Here is a 21,307-nt window from a genome sequence, read left to right as displayed (position 1 = left end):
CCGGAACGGCGCCGGCCGCCGCCGGACCGGGGGTGCCGGTCCGGCGGCGGCCGGTGGTGCCCGGCGCGGAGCGGGCGCCGGGTGCGGAGTGCGCGCGTGCCGTCAGCCCAGGTCGCCCGCCGCGGTGTGCTCGGCCAGCCGCACCAGCGTGCGGACCGCCGAACCCGTGCCGCCCTTCGGGGTGTAGCCGTACGGGGCGCCTTCGTGGAAGGCGGGGCCCGCGATGTCCAGGTGCGCCCAGGTGATGCCCTCGCCCACGAACTCCTTCAGGAAGAGACCGGCGACGAGGCCGCCGCCCATCCGCTCGCCCATGTTGGCGATGTCGGCCACCGGGGAGTCCATCCCCTTGCGGAGCTCCGCCGGCATCGGCATCGGCCAGGACTGTTCGCCGGCCTCCTGGGAGATCTCGTGCAGCGAGGTCCGGAAGGCGTCGTCGTTCGCCATGATCCCGAAGGTGCGGCTGCCCAGCGCCAGCATCATCGCGCCGGTGAGCGTCGCCACGTCCACGATCGCGTCCGGCTTCTCCTCCGAGGCGCGGGCCAGCGCGTCCGCCAGCACCAGCCGGCCCTCGGCGTCGGTGTTCAGCACCTCGACGGTCTTGCCGCTGTACATCCGCAGCACGTCGCCGGGGCGGGTCGCGGAGCCCGACGGCATGTTCTCGGCCAGCGCCAGCCAGCCGGTGACGTTGACCGCGAGGCCCAGCCGCGCGGCCGCCACGACGGCGGCGAACACGGCGGCCGCACCGCTCATGTCGCACTTCATCGTCTCGTTGTGGCCGGCCGGCTTGAGGGAGATGCCGCCCGAGTCGTAGGTGATCCCCTTGCCGACCAGGGCGAGGGTCTTCTTGGCCTTGCCGTGCGTGTACGCGACCCGGACCAGCCGCGGCGGGTTCTCCGAGCCCTTGCCGACGCCGAGGATGCCGCCGTAGCCGCCCTTGGCGAGCGCCTTCTCGTCCAGTACCTCGACCTTCAGGCCGTGCTCCTTGGCCGCTTCCTGCACGGAGGCGGTGAAGGACTTCGGGTGGAGGTCGTTGGGCGGCATGTTGATCAGGTCGCGTGCCCGGTTGACCTCGGCGGCCAGCGCCGTCGCGCGCTCCGCCGCCGCCTTGAACGCCTTGTCGCGCGGCTTGCCGCCGAGCAGGGTCACCTCGGCGAGGGGGGTGCTCTTGTCGTCCTTCTTCCGGCCGCCGGCCGGGGCGGAGCGGTAGGCGGTGAAGGTGTACGCGCCGAGCAGCGCGCCCTCCGCCACGGCCGCCGCGTCGTCCGCGTCCTCCATGGGCAGGGCGAACCCGCCCTTCTTGGCACCGGCCAGCGCGCGGGCCGCCGCACCCGCGGCCCGGCGGAGCACCTCGCCGTCGAAGCGGTCGCCCTCGGCCGGGGCGTCGCCGAGGCCGACCGCCAGCACGACCGGGGACTTGAGACCGGACGGCGCGGGGAGCTTCGTCACCTCGCCCTCGCCGCCGGTGGCGCCGAGCGTCTCCAGGACGGCGGCCAGCTTGCCGTCGTAGGCCTTCACCACGGCCTCGGCTCCGGCCGTGGTGACGGGCCCCTTGGCGCCCTTGGCCACGCCGACGACGATGGCGTCCGCGCGGAGCGCGGCCGGGGACGAAGTGCTGAGAGTCAGTGCAGTCACGGTGGTGGGGTCTCTCTCTTCCGTTGAGTTCCTCGGCCGATGGATGGGCCGGCCGCGCCCGGGGCATCGTATGCGCCGGGTGGATCCCGGCCGCCGATGGACGGGCGTGGGGGGTGCTTCTCCGGGAACCCTAGCCCGCACCGGCGGGCCCGTTCAGCGCCCGGACACGGCCGCCGGGGCCCGGCCGGCCCTCCCGCCGCCGGGCCCCGGGCCGCGCGGGGCGGGGGAGCGGAGCGGTGCGGCACCGTACGGCAGTTGACGCCCCGGCGGGAGACGGCGCGACCGCCCGGCGGGGCGGCTGCCCGGCCGCCCCGCCGCCCGGTGGTGCGGTGGGGCGGCGTGTCCGGTGGGGCGGCGGTTGGTGCGTCCCGCGGTCCGGCGGTGCGTGCGGTGGTCCGGCGGTGCGTGCGGTGGTTCGGCGGTGCGTGCGGTGGTTCGGCGGTGCGTGCGGTGGTTCGGCGGTGCGGTGCGGTGGTGCGGCGGTCCGGCGGTGCCGTGCGGTGGTCCGGCGGTGCGGTGTCCGGTGGTGCGGCGGCGGAGCCGGACGGCCGCCCGGCGGCCGCTGAACGGCCCGCGGCGGGCGGTCCGTTGGTGGTGCGTCCCGGTGCGTCCCGGTGCGTCCCGGTGCGGGCGGTGCCGGGCAGCCGCGGAGGCCGCGTCCGGGACGGCTGTCCGGCCGGTGGCGCCGCGCGGGCACGGGCCCCGGACGGCTGGTCAGCCCAGGACGAGCACGATCAGGGCCACCGTCGCGGCCGTCTCGGCGAGGGCCCCGAAGACATCGCCCGTCACCCCGCCGAACCGTGACCGGCAGTGGCGGAGCAGGAGTTCGGCCGCGCCGAGACCCGCCAGGACGGCGAGCGCGGTCTGCGCGGCCGCCCACGGCCCGAAGACCGCCCCGGCCACCGCGCACACCGTCGTGGAGACCGCCGCCACCGTGAGCGCCGTCCGTACGGGGACCACGCCGGCGACCGCCGCGCCCAGCCCGTCCGGGCGGGCCGCGGGCACCCCGGCGCGGGAGGCGAGGGTGAGCGCGCAGCGGGCCGCCACGGCGGCCACGGCCGCGGCGGCCGCGCCGTGCGCCCAGCCGTCCGCGTACAGCTCGGCGAGGGCCGCGGTCTGCGCGAACAGCAGCAGGACGAGCGTGACGACCCCGAACGGGCCGATGTCCGGCTGCTTCATGATCCGCAGGGCGTCCTCGGCGGGTTTGCCGCTGCCCAGGCCGTCGGCGGTGTCGGCGAGGCCGTCCAGATGCAGCCCGCGGGTGAGCGCCGCCGGCAGGGCGACGGCGGCGACCGCGGCGAGCAGCGGGCCCGCGCCCAGCAGGAGCAGGATCCCGCCGAGCGCCCCCGCGCAGAGACCGAGGACGGCGCCGGCGACCGGGGCGCACACCATGCCGCCCCGCGCGGCGTCCCGGTCCCAGCGGGTGACGCGCACCGGCAGTGCCGTGAGTGTGCCGAAGGCGAACCGCAGGGCGTCCTCCGGAGTGGCCGGCCCGCCGGCGGGGGAGGGCGGCGGACCGGACGGGGGCGGAGGTGTGCCGGGCGGGAGTGCCGGATTCCCGTCCGGGGGGACCGGGTTCCCACCGGGCTGGGCGCTCTCGTCCCGCGGCTCCCGGGAGGCCGGCCTCTCGTCCGGGACGGCGGACTCCCGGTCCGGGGACGGGGAGTCACCGGCCGGGGAAGAAGTCTTGGCTGCCCGGGGGGCGGACAGCCCCGGGGTGTCCGGGGAGACGGGGTCCCCGCCGGGAGGTGCCGGCTCCATCTCCGAGGGCGCGGAGCCCCCGGCCGGGGAGACGGGAGCAGGGCCGCCGCCCGGGGGCGCGGGGCGGCGCGGGTCGTCGGCAGTCGGCTCGGTCACGGGGCGCAGGCTATCCGGCGCCCGGCCGCCCGCCAACGGCCGGTCTCGCACGGGGGAGCGGCCGGGGCCGTGCCTGGCGGGTGCGCCGGGGCGGGGCGACCGGGCCGGTGGAGGGCGTGGGGGTCACGGTCCGGCGCGCTGCGCGGTTCCGTCCCGATGCCCCGGCGCTCGTCGCCGTTCCGGACCGGGGCCGCGCTACGGGTGTCGCGGCGGCTTCTCCCGCCCGCGGCGCCGGCCGGGGCGTGCACGACAGGAGCGGAGGGTGGCGTGCGAGGCACCGCCCGGCCCTCCGGCGTCCGTTCCCGCGCGACAGACACCGTCGGGTCACCCCGGCGGGCGCGAGGCGCCGGCGGTTCCGGCTCGCCGTCCGTCAGGCCGTCCCGCCACCGGACGGTTCCCGGGCGGCCGGTGCCGCGTCGGGGGCCGGCGTGGAGCCGGGGTCCGAGTCCGGCTGGGATCCGGGGCCCGGGCCGGGTGCGGGACCCGGGGCGGGCTCCGGGGCCTCCGCCGGGTCCGGCCGCTCCTCGCGCCGTTCGGGGAGTTCCGCCAGCAGGGCGGCCGCCGCCTGCACCATCGGCAGGGCGAGCAGGCCGCCGGTGCCCTCGCCCGCCGTCACGCCGTGGTCCAGCAGCGGGTCCATGGCCATCCGGTCCAGCGCCTTCTCCTGCGCGGGCTCGCCGCTCGCCTGGCCCGCCAGCCACCAGTCCGGGGCCCGGAAGGCAACCCGCTGACCGACCAGCGCGCAGGCGGCCGAGACGACCCCGTCCAGGATCACCGGTGTGCGGCGCACGGCGCACTGGAGCAGGAAGCCGGTCATGGCGGCGAGGTCCGCGCCGCCGGTGGCGGCCAGCAGTTCGAGCTGGTCGCCGAGGACGGGCCGGGCGCGGCGCAGCGCGTCGCGGATCGCCGCGCACTTGCGCATCCACGCCAGGTCGTCGATGCCCGCGCCGCCGCGGCCGGTCACCACGGAGGCGTCGGTGCCGCAGAGGGCGGCGATCAGGGTGCTCGCCGCGGTGGTGCCGCCGACGCTGAGGTCGCCGAGGACCACGAGGTCGGTGCCGGAGTCGGCCTCCTCGTCGGCGACGGCCATCCCGGCGCGGAACGCCTGTTCGGCCTCCTCGGAGGTGAGCGCGTTCTCGACGTCGATCCGGCCCGAGCCGCGCCGCACCCGGTGGCGTACGACCTCCTCGGGGAAGGCGCCGGGATCGCAGTCCAGGGACATGTCCACGACCCGTATCCCGGCACCGAAGCGCCGGGCCAGGACGGCCGCCGGGCTCTCCCCGTCGAGGACGGCGCGCACGAGGCGGTGCGCGCTCCCGGCGGGCCGGCCGGAGACGCCCAGCGCGGCCACTCCGTGGTCCCCGGCGAAGAGCACGAGGCGGGGGCGTTCGACCGGCCTGACGGTGACGGAGTGCTGAGCGGCGGCGAGCCACTCGCCGAGATCGTCCAGCCGTCCGAGGGCCCCGGGCCGGACGGCCAGCCGCTCCCTGCGCTCTTCGGCGTCGCGCCGTACGCCGGAGTCGGGGCGCTCGATCAGATTGCCGAAGTCATCGAGATTCAGACCGCTCATCCGCCGAACCCTACCCTCGCCGGGCGCACGCCAGGGCGCCGCGGGGCGAGGTCCCGCCACGGGTGCGGAACGGCGGCGCGGACGGCGCCCGAGCGGCTGGTGCGGGCAGTGTCGCGCGCCGTGTCACCCGACCGGTGAGAGGCGGCTGCCGGCCCCCGCCCACGACACGGAAGGCGGCGCCGGGCGACCTGCCCGGCCGCGTCCCCGCCGCGCTCCCGGCCGGGCGCACGGGAACCCCGGTGCCGTGCCCTTGGGGACGCCGGCCGCGCCTCAGCCGCGCAGGGGCAGGGCCTGGCCGGCGACCACCAGCAGCACGTGCTCGCACTCCGCCGCCACGGCCGCGTTGAGCCGGCCCAGTTCGTCCCGGAAGCGCCGCCCCGAGGCGGTGGCCGGTACGACGCCCGAGCCCACCTCGTTCGAGACGGCCACGACGGTGCGCCGGGTGGCGCGGAGGGCGGACACCAGTTCCTCCGTCCGCTCCCCCAGGGCGCGTTGGGCGCCGCCGGCGGCCCAGGCCCCGTCGTCCCAGGCGTTCACCGCGTCCATCGTGTGCGTCAGCCACAGCGCGAGGCAGTCGATCAGCAGCGGGGGGCCGTCACCCGCCAGCAGCGGCACCAGGTCGCAGGTCTCGGTGGTCCGCCAGCCGTCCGGCCGGCGCTCGCGGTGCAGCGCCACCCGCTCCGCCCACTCCCGGTCCCCGGCGCGGGTGCCGCCCGTCGCGACGTACAGCACCTCCGGGAACGACTCCAGCCGCCGCTCCGCCTCCGCCGACTTGCCGGACCGGGCGCCGCCCAGCACGAGCGTGCGCCGCGGCGGGGCGGTGAGCGCGGGGTGCTCGCCGGCGCTGAGCGTCGTGCCGTCCGGTACGGTCCGGGCGCCCGCCGCCGCCAGCCGCCGGTGCAGCTCGGCGCCCGGCGGCGTCCCGTGGCCGAGGTGCACGCCGATGACGTCGGTGCCGGCCGCGACCGCCCCGGCCGCCCGCAGCCGCGCCAGCGCCCCGGGCCGGCCCAGGACGTCGAGCAGCACCACGTCGTACGGAGCCGCGCGCGGCGGCGGTTCCGCCGGTGCCGCGCCCGGCGGCAGGTACAGCAGCCCGTCGCCGTCCGGCCCCGTCACCGAGTAGCCGGTGCCCGGGGCGTCCACCGCGACCGCCCGCACCCGGTGCCCGCTGATCAGCGCCAGCTCGCGGCCCTCCGGCACCCGCCCGGGAGCGGGCAGGCCGGCGGGCACCCCGGCGGCCGGGCCGGTGCGCGGATGCGAGAGCAGCACCTGCCGTACGCCGCGCAGGGAGTGACCGGCACGGGCGGCGGCCGGCACGGCGTCCGGGGTCAGGTCGAGCAGGAGGGCGCCGTCGACGAAAACCGAGGTGGCGGTCCGGGCGTCCGCGCGGACGGCGCTCGCGCAGGACGCGCAGGGGCAGCCTGGGAGCGGCAGTCCGTCCGGGGCACCGGTGCCGAGGAGAGTGAGTTCCACGCCCTGATCCTCTCGCCTCCCCGGACCGGTGGCGCGCGTGGCCTGCCGGGAGCGCCCCGGCGCGCCCCCGCCCGTCCCACGATGGGGCGAGGCACCCCGGCGGCCGGGCCGCCCGGGGCAGGGGAGGGCACCGGCACGGCCGCCGCATAGGGTGGGCGCAGCACCTCATCACAGGAGCCGGCAGCCGGGAGGCGTACATGGCGTGGACGTGGCGGTTCGAGAAGTCCGACGGGACGGAGACGGCACCCGCGGTCGAGCCGGGCGAGTTCAGCACCCAGGGCGACGCGGAGTCCTGGATCGGCGAAGTGTGGAAGGAACTCCTGGAGGGCGGCACCGAGCAGGTGACCCTCTTCGAGGACGGCACGGAGGTCTACGGCCCGATGAGCCTCAGCGCCGCCGAGGGCTGACCGGGCACGGCGGCGCGGGCCCCGGGCACGCCGGCGGCGTACCCGGTGGGCCGTGCCGTCAACCGGCCGGGGCCGCCCGGCGGACCGGACCCTGCGGCCGGGCCCACGTTCTCCGGGGGCGGGAGGCGGGGGTTTGTAACAAGCCGGGCCTCGGGCAACCGCCAAGTCGTTCTCGCCCCCACCGGCACCCCGCCCCGGACCGCGCGGCGCGCCCAGCGGACTACGCGTCCGTCACCGCTTCCCAGCCCGGCGCCCCGCGGACCCCGCACAGATGCAGCAGCGCCGCCACCGAGCGGTAGGGGTCCGTGCGCCCCGCCCGGTCCTCGGCGGCCAGCATCAGTTCCAGCTCCCGGACATCGCCGGGATGCGCGTTGTCGGCCACCTGGTCGGTGAGGACCCGTACCCCGTACCAGGCGTGCAGCGGGGCCCCGATCCCGGAGAGCGTGGCGGTGACCGCGTCGAGCCGGTCGGCGCGGGCCGTGCGGCCGGCCCGGGTGGCGTAGGTGCCGGCGTTGAACGAGGCGAGCGCGGTCTCCCAGTCGCCCGCCAGCCCCGGGCGCATGGCCAGCGCGTCGGCGTTCCGTACGAGGAGCGACAGCAGGCCGCCGGGTGCCAGCACCCGGGCGAGGCCGGCGAGTAACGGATCGGGCTGCTCCGTGTACATCAGCACCCCGTGGCAGAGCACCACGTCGAAACTGCCGGGCAGGAAGTGCACGCCGGTCTCCCGGCTGTCGCCCTCGATCAGCTTGAACCGCTCGCGTATGCCCTCGGGTTCGGCGGCCAGCGCGGTGCGCACGGCCTTGATCAGCGGCGCGTGGGACTCCAGGCCGGTGATCCGGTGGCCGGCCCGGGCCAGCCGCAGCGCCTGCGTGCCGTGCCCGAGGCCCACGTCGAGCACCCGGAGCCGCTGCCCGACCGGGAAGCGCGCGGCGATCTGCTCCTCCAGCTGCCGGGCCACGAGCTCCCGGCGGACGATGGTGCGGATCCCCTCCGGACCGCCGAGCCAGTTCGCCGCCCCCTCGGGCTGCCAGCCGGCCTCGGCCGTCGTCCGCCCCGCCCCCGTGGCACTGTCCGTGCTCAGGGCCGCTCTCCGCGCTTGACCTGCGGCTTCGGCAGCCGGAGCCGCCGCATCTGCAGGCTGCGCATCAGGGCGTAGGCCACGGCTCCGCGGCGGGGCTGGTCCGGGAAGCGGGCGGCCAGCTGCTTGCGCAGGCGGATCCCGATGCCGATGGAGTCGATCACGATCATCACGATGACGCCCATCCACAGCAGCAGCGAGGCGTTCTTGACCTGCATCGACGGGAGCATGCTCAGAATGAGGATGATCACCGCCAGCGGCAGGAAGAACTCCGCGACGCAGAACCGGGAGTCGACGAAGTCACGGGCGAAGCGCCGGACCGGGCCCTTGTCCCGGGCGGGCAGATAGCGCTCGTCACCACTGGCGAGGGCCTCGCGCTGCCGGGCGAGGTCCGCGCGGCGGGCCTCGCGGGCGCGCTTGGCGGCCTCCTTGCGGTTGGCCGGCGTCGTGGCCACGGTGCGGCGCTGCGACTGGGCGACCGCGCGCTTGGGCGTGGGCCGGCCCTTGGGGGCCTGCGGGTCGCGGGGCTGCTTGGAGCTCGCGGCCACCCGGGGGGTGGCGGCCTGCTCATCCTTGGAACGGCTACGGAACACGAAACCCAAGGGTACGGGGTCCCCGGGGGCGGGCCCCAGCCCGCACCGGGCACGATCCGGCAACGGTCGGCCGGCGGGGCCGCGAAGCCGGGATGCCGGGCCGTCCTCCCGGGGGCGCGGCGGACGGGGTACCAGACCCCTGGGGCCACGGTCTACTCCCTGCGCCGGAGAAGGCCGTCCCGTGATCGTCCTGCAGGATGAGCGCATCCGCGGCCGATCAATGCGGTAATGGATGCAGGGCCCTTACTGTGGGTCCGAGGACTGCCCGAGGACGAGCCCGGAGAAGGGGGCGCGCGAGACCCATGAGCGGTGTCATGAAGCGGATGGGGATGTTGTTCCGCGCGAAGGCCAACAAAGCCCTGGACCGGGCGGAGGACCCGCGCGAGACCCTCGACTACTCGTATCAGAAGCAGCTGGAGCTGCTGCAGAAGGTCCGCCGCGGCGTCGCGGACGTCGCCACCTCCCGCAAGCGGCTGGAGCTGCAGCTCGGCCAGCTGCAGAACCAGTCGGGCAAGCTGGAGGACCAGGGCCGCAAGGCGCTCGCCCTCGGCCGGGAGGACCTCGCCCGCGAGGCGCTGTCCCGCCGGGCCGCGCTCCAGCAGCAGGTGACGGATCTGGAGACCCAGCACCAGACCCTGCAGAGCGAGGAGGAGAAGCTCACCCTCGCCGCCCAGCGGCTGCAGGCCAAGGTCGACGCCTTCCGTACGAAGAAGGAGACCATCAAGGCCACCTACACCGCGGCCCAGGCGCAGACCCGGATCGGTGAGGCCTTCTCGGGCATCTCCGAGGAGATGGGCGACGTCGGCCTGGCGATCCAGCGCGCCGAGGACAAGACCGCGCAGCTCCAGGCGCGGGCCGGAGCGATCGACGAGCTGATGGCGTCCGGGGCCCTCGACGACCCGACGGGCATGGCGAAGGACGACATCGCGGCCGAGCTGGACCGGCTCTCCGGCGGCACGGACGTGGAGCTGGAGCTCCAGCGGATGAAGGCGGAGCTGGCCGGCGGCAGCGCCCAGCAGCAGGCCATCGAGAGCGGCCAGGCCCAGGGGCAGCAGACTCAGCAGCCCCAGCAGGCGCCGCAGGCCCAGCAGCCGCAGAATCAGCAGCAGACCCCGCCGGACTTCGGCAAGCACTGACCAGCGGGGCACGCACAGCGGGGCACGGACAGCAGGGCACCGGACAGCAGGCGCCGGGAACCGGGAGCGGCCCCGGCGGGCCGGCAGCGGCAGAGGAGGCCGTCGTGATCGTACGGATCATGGGTGAGGGGCAGGTGAGGCTGGCCGACAGCCACTTCGCCGAGCTCGACAAGCTGGACGACGAGCTGCTCGCGGAGATGGAGGGCGGCGACGAACCGGGCTTCCGCCGCACCCTCCACGCACTGCTCGACGCCGTACGGCAGTTCGGCGAGCCGCTGCCGGACGACGCCCTGGAGCCCTCCGAGCTGATCCTTCCGTCGCCCGACGCGACCCTGGACGAGGTCCGGGAGATGCTGGGCGACGAAGGGCTCATCCCGACCTGATCCGGGGGCGGGTCCCCGCTGGCCCCCCGGCCGCCGGCCCCGGTGCCACGGGTACCGGGACCGGGCCGGTCCTGGGCGGCCGCCGGACCCCGTACGGTTCCTGTTGTGACAACCCTCGCCGCCGGTCCGGGCATGGCCCGTTCGCAGCGCTGGCTGCGCTCGCACCCCCTCGCGTTCGACGCCGCGCTCGCCGGTGTCGTCCTCGTCCTCGTCCTCGTCAGCCTCGCGGTGGACCACAAGCCGTACGGGCAGCCCCGGTTCGGGGAGCGCACCCCCGAGGTCTCCAGCGTCCTCATCGCCGTGCTCGCCTGCTCGGCGCTGATCCTGCGCCGCCGGATGCCGGCCCGCGTCCTCGGCTGCACCAGCGCGCTCACCCTCCTCGAACTGGTCACCGGACCGGGTGAGGAGGGCACGCCCGTCGCGCTGACCGCGGCCGTCGCCCTGTACACCGTCGGCTCCCGCACCGACCGCTCGACGACCTGGCGGGCCGGGGCCGTGGCCGTCCTCGCGCTCACCACGGCGGCCGCGGTGTTCGGGCCCCGCCCCTGGTACGGGCAGCAGAACCTGGCCATCTCCGCCTGGATGGGCATGGCCGCGGCCGCCGGTGACGCCGTCCGCAGCCGCCGTGCCGTCGTCGACGCCATCCGGGAGCGCGCCGAACGGGCCGAGCGGACCCGCGAGGAGGAGGCCCGCCGCCGGGTGGCCGAGGAGCGCATGCGGATCGCCCGCGAGCTGCACGACGTGGTCGCCCACCACATCGCCCTGGTCAATGTGCAGGCGGGGGTCGCCGCACACGTCATGGACAGCCGCCCCGACCAGGCCAAGGAGGCGCTGGCCCACGTACGGGAGGCGAGCCGGTCGGCGCTGAACGAGCTGCGCAGCACCGTCGGCCTGCTCCGGCAGTACGGCGACCCGGCGGCGCCCACCGAGCCCGCCCCCGGCCTGGGCGTGCTGGACCAGCTGGTCGGCGGCTTCGCCCGGACGGGGCTGGCGGTGGAGGTGGAGGTGTCCTCGACCGAGCCGCGCGGCCCCTGGTTCAGCCGCCGCGCGGAGCAGGCCGCGGCCGTGACCGGGGAGCTGCCCGCGGCGGTGGACCTCACCGCCTACCGGGTGGTGCAGGAGGCGCTGACCAATACGCACAAGCACGCCGGGGAGGGGGCCGCCGCCCTGGTCCGGATAGCGCGGGGCGCGGGGGTCCTGGAGGTGAGCGTCCTCGACGACGGGGCGTGCGCCCCAGGCGCGCCCGGCGCCGCCCACTCCGGCTCCGCGCATCCCGGCTCCGCGCATCCCGGCTCCGCGAACCCCGGCGCTGCGGAACAGGGCAGGCGGCCGGGGACGGAGCGCGGAGCGGACCGCGGGACGCCGCACCCGGACCGGCCGGGCCCGGACGGCGGGGTGCCCGCCCCCGGTCCGCCCGGCGGCCACGGTCTGCTCGGGATGCGGGAGCGGGTGGCGGCGCTCGGCGGGGTGTGCGAGACCGGCCCGCGCCGCGGAGGCGGCTTCCGGGTCCACGTACGCCTGCCGCTCACCGCCGGCGGGATATCCGCCGCGGACGCCGCGGCGAAGGCGTCCGCCGACGCCGCCTGCCGACGCGCGCGGCGGAGGGAGGGGGCCGTATGACCATCCGCGTGCTGCTCGCCGACGACCAGGCTCTGCTGCGCAGCGCCTTCCGGATCCTCGTCGACTCCGAGCCGGGCATGGAGGTCGTCGGCGAGGCGTCCGACGGCGCGGAGGCCGTCCGGCTGGCGGGGGAGCTCCGGGCCGACATCGTCCTGATGGACATCCGGATGCCCGGTACCGACGGGCTCGCCGCCACCCGCCTGATCAGCGCCGATCCGGAGCTGTCGGGGGTGCGGGTGGTGATGCTGACAACGTTCGAGGTGGACGAGTACGTGGTGGAGTCGCTCCGGGCGGGCGCCTCCGGCTTCCTCGGCAAGGGCGCGGAACCCGAGGAACTGCTGGCGGCGATCCGCACCGTCGCGGCGGGGGAGTCGCTGCTGTCGCCGGCGGCGACCACCGCCCTCATCGCCTCCTTCCTCTCCCAGGGCGCGCCCCCGGGTGAGCCGTCCGCGAAGGGCTCCGGCGGAGGCGGTGACGGCGATGACGGTGACGGGCGCGCCGCGGGCGCCGGCCGGCTGGACGTCCTGACCGGCCGGGAGCGGGAGGTGCTGGGCCTGGTCGCGGCGGGGCTCTCGAACGGCGAGATCGCCGAGCGCCTCACCGTCAGCCCGCTGACCGTGAAGACCCATGTGAACCGGGCGATGGCCAAGCTCGGCGCCCGCGACCGGGCCCAACTGGTCGTCATCGCCTATGAGTCGGGCCTGGTACGGCCGAGGGTGTAGGGCCTGGCGGTCCGGATCGGGCCGGGCACGCCCCCCGCGCGTACTGCGTCCGTGGTACGCGCGGCCGGCGGAACCGTCCAGGCGGCTGACGAGGCCGCCGCCGGCATGGGGGATCGTGGGGACGGGCCACAGACGCCCTCTCCGCCGGCCGGCCGTGCCCGTCCGGCGCCGTCCGGCGTGCCCTCCCGGGACGTGCCCCGGGAGCCGGATCCGACGAATCTCCGGAAAGCGAGACCCGCACCCATGTCCTGGCTGTCCCGTATCAGCCTCGTCCAACGGGGACTGGTCGCCCTCATGGCGATCGTCGCGGTGGTCTTCGGGACCATCGCGATACCCCAGCTCAAGCAGCAGCTGCTGCCCTCGATCGAACTGCCGATGGTGTCGGTGATCGCCCCGTACCCGGGCGCGGCCCCCGATGTGGTGGAGAAGCAGGTCGTCGTCCCGCTGGAGGACGGCGTCCAGGCGGTCGACGGGATCACCGGCGTCACCTCCACGGCCGGTGAGGGCTCCGCGGTGATCATGGCCCAGTTCGACTACGGGGACGGCACCGACCGGATCGTCGCCGACGTCCAGCAGGCCGTGAACCGGGTCCGCTCCCAGCTCCCGGACGGCGTCGACCCGCAGGTCGTCGCGGGGTCCACGGACGACATCCCGGCCGTCGTGCTCGCCGCCACCTCCGAGGAGGACGACCAGCAGGCGCTGGCCGGCCGCCTGGAGCGCTCGGTGCTGCCGGTGCTGGCGGACATCGAGGGCGTCGGCCAGGTCACCCTGGACGGCGTACGCGACCGCGTCGTCGCCGTCACCCCGGACGAGAAGAAGCTCGCCCGGGCCGGGCTGAGCACGGCCGCGCTGACCCAGGCCCTGCAGGCGAACGGCGCCACGATGCCCGCCGGCGCGTTCGACGAGGACGGAAAGAACCGGACGGTACGGGTCGGCGGCGGCTACACGAGCCTGAAGGAGATCGAGGAGCTGCGCCTCACCCCGGCGGCGGCCGGGCAGGGCGGCCCGGCCGCGGCGGGGGCCGCGAGCGCCGCCGGAGCGGAGCGGGCGGCGAAGCCGGTCCGCCTCGGTGACGTCGCGGAGGTCGGGGAACAGCCGGCCGAGGCCACCTCCCTCACCCGCACCAACGGCGAGCCCAGCCTCGGCGTCGTGCTCACCATGGGCCAGGACGGCAGCGCCGTCGCCATCTCGGAGGCCGTCGCGGAGAAACTCCCCGAGCTGGAGCGGAGCCTCGGCTCCGGCGCCGGGCTGACCGTCGTCAGCGACCAGGGCCCCGCGGTGTCGAAGTCCATCGAGAGCCTGACCACCGAAGGACTCCTCGGCCTCGTCATGGCCGTGATCGTCATCCTCGTCTTCCTGGTGTCGCTGCGCTCGACGCTGGTGACGGCGGTGTCCATCCCGCTCTCCGTGGTGGTCACCCTGGTCGTGCTCTGGACCGGCGACTTCTCGCTCAACATGCTCACCCTCGGCGCGCTGACCATCGCCATCGGCCGGGTCGTCGACGACTCGATCGTCGTCCTGGAGAACATCAAACGGCACCTCGGCTACGGCGAGGAGCGGGAACGGGCCATCATCGGCGCGGTCCGCGAGGTGTCCGGGGCCATCACCTCCTCGACCCTCACCACGGTCGCGGTCTTCCTGCCGGTCGGGCTGGTCGGCGGCATGGTCGGCGCGCTGTTCGGCGAGTTCTCGCTGACGGTCACGGTCGCCCTGCTCGCCTCGCTGATCGTCTCGCTGACGATCGTGCCCGTGCTCTCGTACTGGTTCCTGCGCGCCCCGGAGGCCGCGGACGGCGGCGCGGGGCCCGATCCGGAGGAGCTGCGCCGCGCGGCCGAGGAGAAGGAGGCGGGCAGCCTGCTGCAGCGCGCCTATGTGCCGGTGCTGCGCTTCGCCACCCGTCGCCGGGTCACCAGCCTGGTCATCGCCGCGGTGGTGCTCGTCGGCACCTTCGGCATCACCCCGCTGCTCAAGACCAACTTCTTCGACCCCGGGAACACCGACACGGTCTCGATCAAGCAGGAACTGCCGCCCGGCACCGCCCTGTCCGCCTCGGACGAGGCCGCGGGGAAGATCGAGCGGATGCTCGACGGCATCGACGAGGTCGCCGACCACCAGGTCACCGTCGGCTCCTCCGGCATCATGGCGGCCTTCGGCGGCGGCCGGGACGCCAACCAGGCGACGTATCAGGTCCGGCTGAAGGACTCGGACGGATCCGCCGAGGTCGTCGACGAGATCCGCCGCGGCCTGGCGGACCTCGGGGACGGCATCGGGGAGACCACCGTCTCCGCCGGTGACGGCTTCGGCAACCAGAACCTGAGCGTCGTCGTCAAGGCGGCCGACGCCGAGGTGCTGCGCGAGGCGGCGGGCCAGGTGCGCGACGCGGTGGCGGAGCTCGACGGCGTCACGGACGTCCAGAGCGACCTCTCGCGGTCCGTGCCCCGGATCTCCGTCTCCGCCAAGCCGGAGGCCGCCGCGTACGGCTTCACGGAGAGCACGCTCGGCCAGGCGGTCACCCAGGCCGTGCGCGGCACCACCGCGGGCACGGCCGTGCTCGGCAGCGCCGAACGCGACGTCGTGGTGAAGTCCGCGCGGCCCGTCACCACCGAGGACGGGCTGCGGAAGCTCCAGCTGCCCACCCCCGCGGGCACGGTGCGGCTGGGGAGGATCGCCGAGATCGAGTCGGTGCCCGGCCCCGTCAGCACCACCCGGATCGACGGCGCCCGCGCCGCGACCGTCACCGCCAAGCCGACCGGCGACAACACGGGGGCGGTGAGCGCCGAGCTCCAGACCACGCTCGACGCCCTGGACCTGCCCGAGGGCGCCGAGGCCGAGATCGGCGGTGTCTCGCAGGACCAGGACGAGGCGTTCTCCGCGCTGGGGCTGGCCATGCTGGCGGCCGTCGCGATCGTCTTCATGCTGCTGGTGGCGACCTTCAAGTCGCTGGTGCAGCCGCTGATCCTGCTGGTGTCCGTGCCGTTCGCGGCCACCGGCGCGCTCGGCCTGCTGGTGCTCACCGGCACCCCGATGGGCGTCCCGGCGCTGATCGGCATGCTGATGCTGATCGGCATCGTGGTCACCAACGCGATCGTGCTGATCGACCTCGTCAACCAGTACCGCGCCCAGGGGTACGGGATCGTCGACGCGGTGATCGAGGGCGGCCGGCACCGGCTGCGGCCCATCCTGATGACGGCGCTCGCCACGATCTTCGCGCTGCTGCCGATGGCCCTCGCGGTCACCGGCGACGGCGGATTCATCTCGCAGCCGCTGGCCGTGGTCGTGATCGGCGGCCTGGTCACCTCGACGCTGCTGACGCTGCTGCTGGTGCCGACCCTCTACGCGATGGTCGAACTCCGCAAGGAGCGCCGCGCGGCGAAGCGGGCCGCCAAGCGGGAGCGGTCCGCAGGGGGCCCGGCGGAGGAACCCGGCTCGCGGGACGGCGCCCGGGAGGCCGAACCGGCCGGCGTCTGACGCCGGCGGACGCCCGGCTCGGCGCACGGTTCGGCGCCCGGCTCGACGCACGAGGGCCCGTCCCGCACCTCTCCGGTGCGGGACGGGCCCTCGTCCTTGCCCTCGCCCGCCGACTACGGCAGCGCGAGCATGCGCTCCAGCGCGACCTTCGCGTACTTCTCGGTCTCCGGGTCCACCTGGATGCGGTTGACGACCGTGCCGTCCGCCAGGGACTCCAGCGCCCACACCAGATGCGGCAGGTCGATCCGGTTCATCGTCGAGCAGAAGCAGACCGTCTTGTCCAGGAAGGAGATCTGCTTGTCCTCGGCCGCGAAACGGTTCGCCAGCCGGCGGACGAGGTTGAGCTCCGTGCCGATCGCCCACTTCGAGCCGGCGGGCGCGGCCTCCAGGGTCTTGATGATGTATTCCGTGGACCCGACGTAGTCGGCCGCGGCGACGACCTCGTGCCGGCACTCCGGGTGCACCAGGACGTTGACGCCCGGCACCCGCTCCCGCACCTCGTTGACGGAGTCCAGCGAGAAGCGGCCGTGCACGGAGCAGTGGCCGCGCCACAGGATCATCTTCGCGGCGCGCAGTTCCTCGGTGGTCAGCCCGCCGTTCGGCTTGTGCGGGTTGTAGACCACGCAGTCGTCCAGGGACAGGCCGAGGTCCCGTACGGCGGTGTTGCGGCCGAGGTGCTGGTCGGGGAGGAAGAGCACCCGCTCGCCCTGCTCGAACGCCCAGTTGAGCGCCCGCTCGGCGTTGGAGGAGGTGCAGATCGTGCCGCCGTTGCGCCCGGTGAAGGCCTTGATGTCGGCGGAGGAGTTCATGTACGACACGGGCACGGTCGAGCCGGCTATGCCCGCGTCGGTCAGCACGTCCCAGCACTCGGCGACCTGCTCGGCGCTGGCCATGTCGGCCATCGAGCAGCCGGCGGCGAGGTCGGGGAGGACGACCTGCTGGGTGTCGCCGGTCAGGATGTCCGCGGACTCGGCCATGAAGTGCACACCGCAGAAGACGATGTACTCCGCCTGCGGCCGGGCGGCGGCCTCCCGGGCGAGCTTGAAGGAGTCACCGGTCACGTCGGCGAACTGGATGACCTCGTCCCGCTGGTAGTGGTGGCCGAGGACGAAGACCTTGTCCCCGAGCTTCGCCTTGGCCGCGGCGGCGCGGGCCACGAGGTCCGGGTCGGACGGCGCGGGCAGGTCGCCGGGGCATTCCACACCGCGTTCGCTCCGGGCGTCGGCCTCGCGGCCGAGCAGGAGGAGAGCGAGCGGTGTCGGAGACACGTCGAGAGGCTGGGCGGTGGTCACTGCGCACCTTTTCCTGTTCTACAGACACCCTTTTCGTCTGAATGACGCTATCTATCATAACCGCTTCACGTCATGTTGACGATGCCGCTTGTGTCGATGTGACGCATCCGTCCGCGGGGTGGCGTGCCGCCGGAGGGCGGCGGGAACTGTCTCCCCACCGGGCGGGTGTGCGAGCATGAACAGCGGAAGTGAAGGCGATATCGCCCGCCCGGAATGAATCCGGGGCGCCGTGGGTTGAGCCGACGGCAAGCGATCCGTACAACCCGGGAGAGAAGCAGATGTCCGTTCAGGACGAGAAGACCACCGCGAGCGACGGCATCCTCCTGTCCGACGCGGCCGCGAGCAAGGTCAAGGCCCTGCTGGAGCAGGAGGGCCGGGACGACCTCGCGCTGCGGGTCGCGGTGCAGCCCGGTGGCTGTTCCGGTCTCCGCTACCAGCTCTTCTTCGACGAGCGTTCCCTCGACGGCGACGTCGTGAAGGACTTCGACGGGGTCAAGGTCGTCACCGACCGGATGAGCGCTCCCTACCTGGGCGGTGCCTCCATCGACTTCGTCGACACCATCGAGAAGCAGGGCTTCACCATCGACAACCCCAACGCCACCGGCTCCTGCGCCTGCGGCGACTCCTTCAGCTGACCCGTTTGGCCGGGCGGCCGTCCGGCTGACCGGCGGACCGGCCCGGACGCGGGACATACCGGAGGCGGCGGACCGCGCGGTCCGCCGCCTCCGGTATGTCCGGTGCCCCGCGTCTTCAGGAGGGACCGGGGACGCTCACCCGCTCACCCGCTCACTTCCGCTTCGGGACGCGCTCGCCGTCCGCGGCGTCCACGACCTCGCGGTCGCCCAGCGGCTCCGCCAGCTCCACCGTCTCCTCCATCAGCTCCGCGATCTTGACGCAGGCCCGGCCGGGCTCCTTCTCGGTGCCCGTGATCCGGACGGTGACCCGCTTCCCGGTGGCCTCGGCCTTCAGCGCGTAATCCGTGCAGACCCCGCCCCAGAAGCGGACCGTCAGCTCCCGGCCGTCGGTGCTGTAGGTCTCCACCTGGGTCAGGGCCTTGTCCCGGCCGGGTTCACCCGGTTCGGCCGGCCCGGAGGTCGGCTCGTCCCCGGGGGCGGAGCTGCCGCCGTTGCCCGCGATGTACTCCGGCTTCACCGCCGGATAGGTCACCGTGAAGGTGTCCCCCTCGCCGGCGCCCGGGACCTCCACCTCGAACAGCCAGGCGGGCACCAGAGCCTGCTTCCCGGCCACGAAGTGCGTCGCGTAACCGAAGACGGCCTCGCGCACCACGGCCGGCTCGGGCTTCGCGGGCTTCGTCCGCCCCGGCTCGTCGCTCCGCGGCGTCTCCTTGCCGCCGGAGCCCTGCTCCGGGGCGGGGCCGTCCTGCGCGGGATCGTCCTGCGCGGGCCCGTCGGGCGCGGGCAGGGTACTCGGCGTGGTGACGGGCTCGTCGCAGGACGGGTCCGCCGGCTCGGCGCCGTCCGTGTGCGGCACCGCCGAGGCGCAGCCGCCGATGCCGACCCGTCCGCCGCCGGCGGACCGGTTGAGCCGTTCCAGCGCCTCCTCCGCGTTCAGCACCGGATACTCGGGCCCCTTCTCCGGCTTCGCCAGATGGCCGCTGCCGCCGACCACATCACCCTCCGGCCCGATCCGCAGACCGGTGTGCCAGCCGTAGGTGGGCAGGCCGTCCACCACCGGGTTCGCGTTCACCACCCGGACCGCGCCCATGGTGGTGCCGGCGTCCAGACCGGCGTCCGCCAGGCCGGCGGCCTTCAGGACGGGCCCGGCGGCCCGCTTCGCCCCCGCCGCGGAGACGGGCTTGCCGCCATCGCCGTCGCGGTCGGGCGGGGCGGGGCAGGCGGGGGAGGAGGAGCTGTCCGAGCCGGAGCCCTTCCCGGGCTCACCCTTCTCCTCCTTCTCCTTCGGCCCGGTCGGCGCGTCCGCGCAGTTGTCGCTGCCGCCCGGGCCGTAGCGCTGGTACGTCCAGGTGCCGGGGGCGTTCCGGGCGACGTCCAGCTTCGGGCCCGTCGCGTCGCGGAGCGGGCCGAACTTCCAGGTGTCACCGGCCAGTCGCGCCCGGCCCGGCACATCCAGGGCCCGCGCCAGCCGCTCGGCGGCGGCACGGCCGACCTCACCCTGCGGCCGGTACACGGCGGCGGCGTCCGGTCCGTCCGGAAGCTCGCCCTTCGCGACGTAGGAACGCCCGGCGGGGTCCGGCTCGCCGGGCGCGATCCCCGGCCCCTCCGCCGCCTCGCCGTATCCGTCCAGCCGCAGCGGCGGGGGGTCGGCCGCCGCCGGGGCGCCGCCGCCGTCGCCCGCGGTGGAGGCCCAGTACGCCCCGCCGCCGCTGGCGAGCAGGACCGCCGCCGCGACCGAGGCCGCGATGATCGTGGAACGCCGCTGCCGCGGCCTGTCCGGGGCGTGCTGCTCCGGTGCGTCCTCCGGGGATCGCTCGGTGGTCACCGCATCGCTCCTATCGCTCCGCTCGACGCGGGACGACGGCGATGCCGCCCCGCGGGTCCATCTCGGGCCCCTTGACCGGGACACGCCGATGGGACGGAGCGGAGGAGCGTACGGTTCCCCCTTTCGGGTTCCGGGATTCCGCTATCCGGACAGGGTCAGTCGCCGTACTCCGACATTCCGTCCAGCAGCCGCGCGGAGGAGGCCGGGACCCGGACGCCGTGGATCCGCGACGGCGGTACGGGCTCGGCGGCGGCCGCGACGCCCGTCCGCCAGTGCGGGGCCATCCGCGAGCAGTCGCCGCGCAGCTCGGCCAGGCCGCCGTCCAGTTCCAGCGGCGTGGGGTCGGCCGTGGCCGGCAGCGCGGGGGATCCGGGGTGGTTCGGTGTGATCGGCATGGTGACTCCTGGGCCGGGCTGTGAACCGCACAGGCGGAACGCCTGTCTCCCCGCACCGTATGCAGCCCGCCCCGGCGAAGAAAGCCCTACTATCGGGTAGTTTTCCCCGGTCGGAGATGCTCCCCGGAGCGGGTAGCGTGAACCGTCCCCTTCCGCCGCCCGCAGGAGAAGCCCGCCGTGCGTATCGCCGTCACCGGATCCATCGCCACCGACCATCTGATGACCTTCCCCGGCCGCTTCGCCGACCAACTGGTCGCCGACCAGCTCCACACGGTCTCCCTCTCCTTCCTGGTGGACGCCCTGGAGGTGCGGCGCGGCGGGGTCGGCGCCAACATCTCCTTCGGCATGGGCCAGCTCGGCGTCCGCCCCGTCCTGGTCGGCGCCGCCGGACCGGACTTCGACGAGTACCGCGCCTGGCTGGAGCGGCACGGCGTGGACACCGGCTCGGTGCGGATCTCCGAGATGCTGCACACCGCCCGCTTCGTCTGCACCACGGACACCGACCACAACCAGATCGGTTCCTTCTACACCGGCGCCATGAGCGAGGCCCGCCTGATCGAGCTGAAGTCGGTCGCCGACCGGGTCGGCGGGCTGGACCTCGTCCTCATCGGCGCGAACGACCCCGAGGCGATGCTCCGCCACACCGAGGAGTGCCGGACCCGGAACATCCCCTTCGCCGCCGACTTCTCGCAGCAGATCGCGCGGATGACCGGCGAGGACATCCGGATACTGCTCGACGGCGCCACCTATCTCTTCGCCAACGAGTACGAGAAGGGGCTCATCGAGTCCAAGACCGGCTGGACCTCCGAGGAGATCCTCGGCCGGGTCGGCACCCGCGTCACCACCCTCGGGCCGGGCGGCGTGCGGATCGAGCGCACGGGGGAGGAGCCGATCGAGGTCGGCACCGCCGAGGAGGAGACCAAGGCCGACCCGACCGGCGTCGGCGACGCCTTCCGCGCCGGCTTCCTGGCGGGCGTCGCCTGGGGCGTCGGTCTGGAGCGCGCCGCCCAGATCGGCTGCATGCTGGCGACCCTCGTCATCGAGACCGTCGGAACCCAGGAGTACGAACTGCGGCGCGCCCACTTCATGGACCGTTTCACCAAGGCGTACGGCCACGAGGCCGCGGCCGAGGTCCGGGCCCACCTGTCCTGAGCCGGCGGGCTCCCGCCAGGGACTGTCCGGCACATCCCACCGGGGTCGCGCCGCCCGGCACCGCACCCC

At 75.2% G+C, this 21,307-nt stretch carries 17 protein-coding genes; 8 read left to right on the top strand and 9 right to left on the bottom strand.

Translation table 11 applies throughout. The features are described 5' to 3' along the window. Positions 1–102: 102 nt before the first annotated feature. The 4 genes from IF83_RS0106495 to IF83_RS0106480 all read right to left on the bottom strand — a co-directional run bounded on the left by IF83_RS0106495 (position 103) and on the right by IF83_RS0106480 (position 6,532). Positions 103–1,632: a leucyl aminopeptidase gene (locus IF83_RS0106495; protein WP_030543078.1), complete on the bottom strand. Its 1,530-nt coding sequence runs from the start codon at positions 1,630–1,632 to the stop codon at positions 103–105. Positions 1,633–2,346: 714 nt separating this feature from the next. After that, positions 2,347–3,102 carry an adenosylcobinamide-GDP ribazoletransferase gene (locus IF83_RS0106490; RefSeq protein ID WP_037678940.1) on the bottom strand — a complete coding sequence of 252 codons (756 nt, stop codon included), beginning with the start codon at positions 3,100–3,102 and terminating at the stop codon, positions 2,347–2,349. A 757-nt stretch (positions 3,103–3,859) separates the two neighbouring features. Beyond that, entirely contained in the window at positions 3,860–5,059 is a 1,200-nt protein-coding gene (cobT, locus tag IF83_RS0106485; protein WP_078843216.1) for a nicotinate-nucleotide--dimethylbenzimidazole phosphoribosyltransferase, read from the bottom strand. Positions 5,060–5,329: 270 nt separating this feature from the next. Continuing rightward, positions 5,330–6,532 (bottom strand): bifunctional adenosylcobinamide kinase/adenosylcobinamide-phosphate guanylyltransferase, encoded by a 1,203-nt coding sequence (locus IF83_RS0106480; RefSeq protein ID WP_030543075.1) that lies wholly within the window; start codon positions 6,530–6,532, stop codon positions 5,330–5,332. Positions 6,533–6,729: 197 nt separating this feature from the next. On the opposite strand from IF83_RS0106480, the gene IF83_RS0106475 reads away from it, so the two are divergent. Next, positions 6,730–6,939: a hypothetical protein gene (locus tag IF83_RS0106475; RefSeq protein WP_030543074.1), complete on the top strand. Its 210-nt coding sequence runs from the start codon at positions 6,730–6,732 to the stop codon at positions 6,937–6,939. 220 nt (positions 6,940–7,159) lie between these two features. On the opposite strand, the gene IF83_RS0106470 is transcribed toward IF83_RS0106475, so the two are convergent. Next, the gene (locus IF83_RS0106470) at positions 7,160–7,897 is read right to left on the bottom strand and encodes a methyltransferase domain-containing protein (RefSeq protein WP_030543073.1); all 738 of its coding nucleotides are present in this window, start codon (positions 7,895–7,897) and stop codon (positions 7,160–7,162) included. Positions 7,898–8,016: 119 nt separating this feature from the next. Beyond that, positions 8,017–8,610, bottom strand: coding sequence for a DUF3043 domain-containing protein (locus tag IF83_RS0106465; protein ID WP_030543072.1), 594 nt, complete (start codon positions 8,608–8,610; stop codon positions 8,017–8,019). Between the two features lie 302 nt (positions 8,611–8,912). Between IF83_RS0106465 and IF83_RS0106460 the strand changes: the two genes are divergently transcribed. The 5 genes from IF83_RS0106460 (at position 8,913) to IF83_RS0106440 (ending at position 15,939) form a co-directional block, all read left to right on the top strand. Continuing rightward, complete coding sequence (locus tag IF83_RS0106460; protein WP_051722498.1) at positions 8,913–9,746, top strand: PspA/IM30 family protein; 834 nt, start codon at positions 8,913–8,915, stop codon at positions 9,744–9,746. A gap of 104 nt (positions 9,747–9,850) precedes the next feature. Then, positions 9,851–10,129 carry a PspA-associated protein PspAA gene (pspAA, locus tag IF83_RS0106455; RefSeq protein ID WP_030543070.1) on the top strand — a complete coding sequence of 93 codons (279 nt, stop codon included), beginning with the start codon at positions 9,851–9,853 and terminating at the stop codon, positions 10,127–10,129. Between the two features lie 132 nt (positions 10,130–10,261). Further along, a complete protein-coding gene (locus IF83_RS0106450; RefSeq protein ID WP_078843226.1) occupies positions 10,262–11,749 on the top strand; it encodes a sensor histidine kinase in 1,488 nt (495 codons plus the stop codon). Next, on the top strand, positions 11,746–12,471 hold the full coding sequence (locus tag IF83_RS0106445; protein WP_030543068.1) for a response regulator: 726 nt from the start codon (positions 11,746–11,748) through the stop codon (positions 12,469–12,471). The genes IF83_RS0106450 and IF83_RS0106445 overlap by 4 nt, the downstream gene beginning before the upstream one ends. A 243-nt stretch (positions 12,472–12,714) precedes the next feature. Next, on the top strand, positions 12,715–15,939 hold the full coding sequence (locus tag IF83_RS0106440; RefSeq protein WP_030543067.1) for an efflux RND transporter permease subunit: 3,225 nt from the start codon (positions 12,715–12,717) through the stop codon (positions 15,937–15,939). A 113-nt stretch (positions 15,940–16,052) separates the two neighbouring features. On the opposite strand, the gene nadA is transcribed toward IF83_RS0106440, so the two are convergent. Beyond that, on the bottom strand, positions 16,053–17,231 hold the full coding sequence (gene nadA, locus IF83_RS0106435; protein WP_030543066.1) for a quinolinate synthase NadA: 1,179 nt from the start codon (positions 17,229–17,231) through the stop codon (positions 16,053–16,055). 278 nt (positions 17,232–17,509) lie between these two features. Here nadA and IF83_RS0106430 point away from each other — a divergent pair, with 278 nt between their 5' ends. Continuing rightward, positions 17,510–17,866, top strand: coding sequence for a HesB/IscA family protein (locus IF83_RS0106430; protein ID WP_030543065.1), 357 nt, complete (start codon positions 17,510–17,512; stop codon positions 17,864–17,866). 151 nt (positions 17,867–18,017) lie between these two features. Here the strand turns inward: IF83_RS0106430 and IF83_RS0106425 are convergent, their stop codons facing one another. Continuing rightward, on the bottom strand, positions 18,018–19,691 hold the full coding sequence (locus IF83_RS0106425; protein WP_037678873.1) for a hypothetical protein: 1,674 nt from the start codon (positions 19,689–19,691) through the stop codon (positions 18,018–18,020). Between the two features lie 155 nt (positions 19,692–19,846). Then, complete coding sequence (locus tag IF83_RS0106420; protein WP_051722497.1) at positions 19,847–20,086, bottom strand: hypothetical protein; 240 nt, start codon at positions 20,084–20,086, stop codon at positions 19,847–19,849. A gap of 177 nt (positions 20,087–20,263) precedes the next feature. On the opposite strand from IF83_RS0106420, the gene IF83_RS0106415 reads away from it, so the two are divergent. After that, complete coding sequence (locus tag IF83_RS0106415; RefSeq protein ID WP_030543062.1) at positions 20,264–21,238, top strand: carbohydrate kinase family protein; 975 nt, start codon at positions 20,264–20,266, stop codon at positions 21,236–21,238. The last annotated feature ends 69 nt before the right edge of the window (positions 21,239–21,307 follow it).

The organism is Streptomyces albus subsp. albus, from assembly GCF_000719865.1.
Taxonomy (GTDB): domain Bacteria; phylum Actinomycetota; class Actinomycetes; order Streptomycetales; family Streptomycetaceae; genus Streptomyces; species Streptomyces albus_E.
Note: the sequence above shows the minus strand (reverse complement) of the source record. Positions and strands in the feature narration are given on the sequence as shown.

Excerpts from the sequence above, each read along its gene's own strand:
- IF83_RS0106475 (WP_030543074.1), top strand. The coding sequence starts at position 6,730 with ATGGCGTGGACGTGGCGGTTCGAGAAGTCCGACGGGACGGAGACGGCA.
- IF83_RS0106460 (WP_051722498.1), top strand. The coding sequence starts at position 8,913 with ATGAGCGGTGTCATGAAGCGGATGGGGATGTTGTTCCGCGCGAAGGCC.
- IF83_RS0106445 (WP_030543068.1), top strand. The coding sequence starts at position 11,746 with ATGACCATCCGCGTGCTGCTCGCCGACGACCAGGCTCTGCTGCGCAGC.
- IF83_RS0106450 (WP_078843226.1), top strand. The coding sequence starts at position 10,262 with ATGGCCCGTTCGCAGCGCTGGCTGCGCTCGCACCCCCTCGCGTTCGAC.
- IF83_RS0106440 (WP_030543067.1), top strand. The coding sequence starts at position 12,715 with ATGTCCTGGCTGTCCCGTATCAGCCTCGTCCAACGGGGACTGGTCGCC.
- IF83_RS0106430 (WP_030543065.1), top strand. The coding sequence starts at position 17,510 with ATGTCCGTTCAGGACGAGAAGACCACCGCGAGCGACGGCATCCTCCTG.
- cobT (WP_078843216.1), bottom strand. The coding sequence starts at position 5,059 with ATGAGCGGTCTGAATCTCGATGACTTCGGCAATCTGATCGAGCGCCCC.
- IF83_RS0106420 (WP_051722497.1), bottom strand. The coding sequence starts at position 20,086 with ATGCCGATCACACCGAACCACCCCGGATCCCCCGCGCTGCCGGCCACG.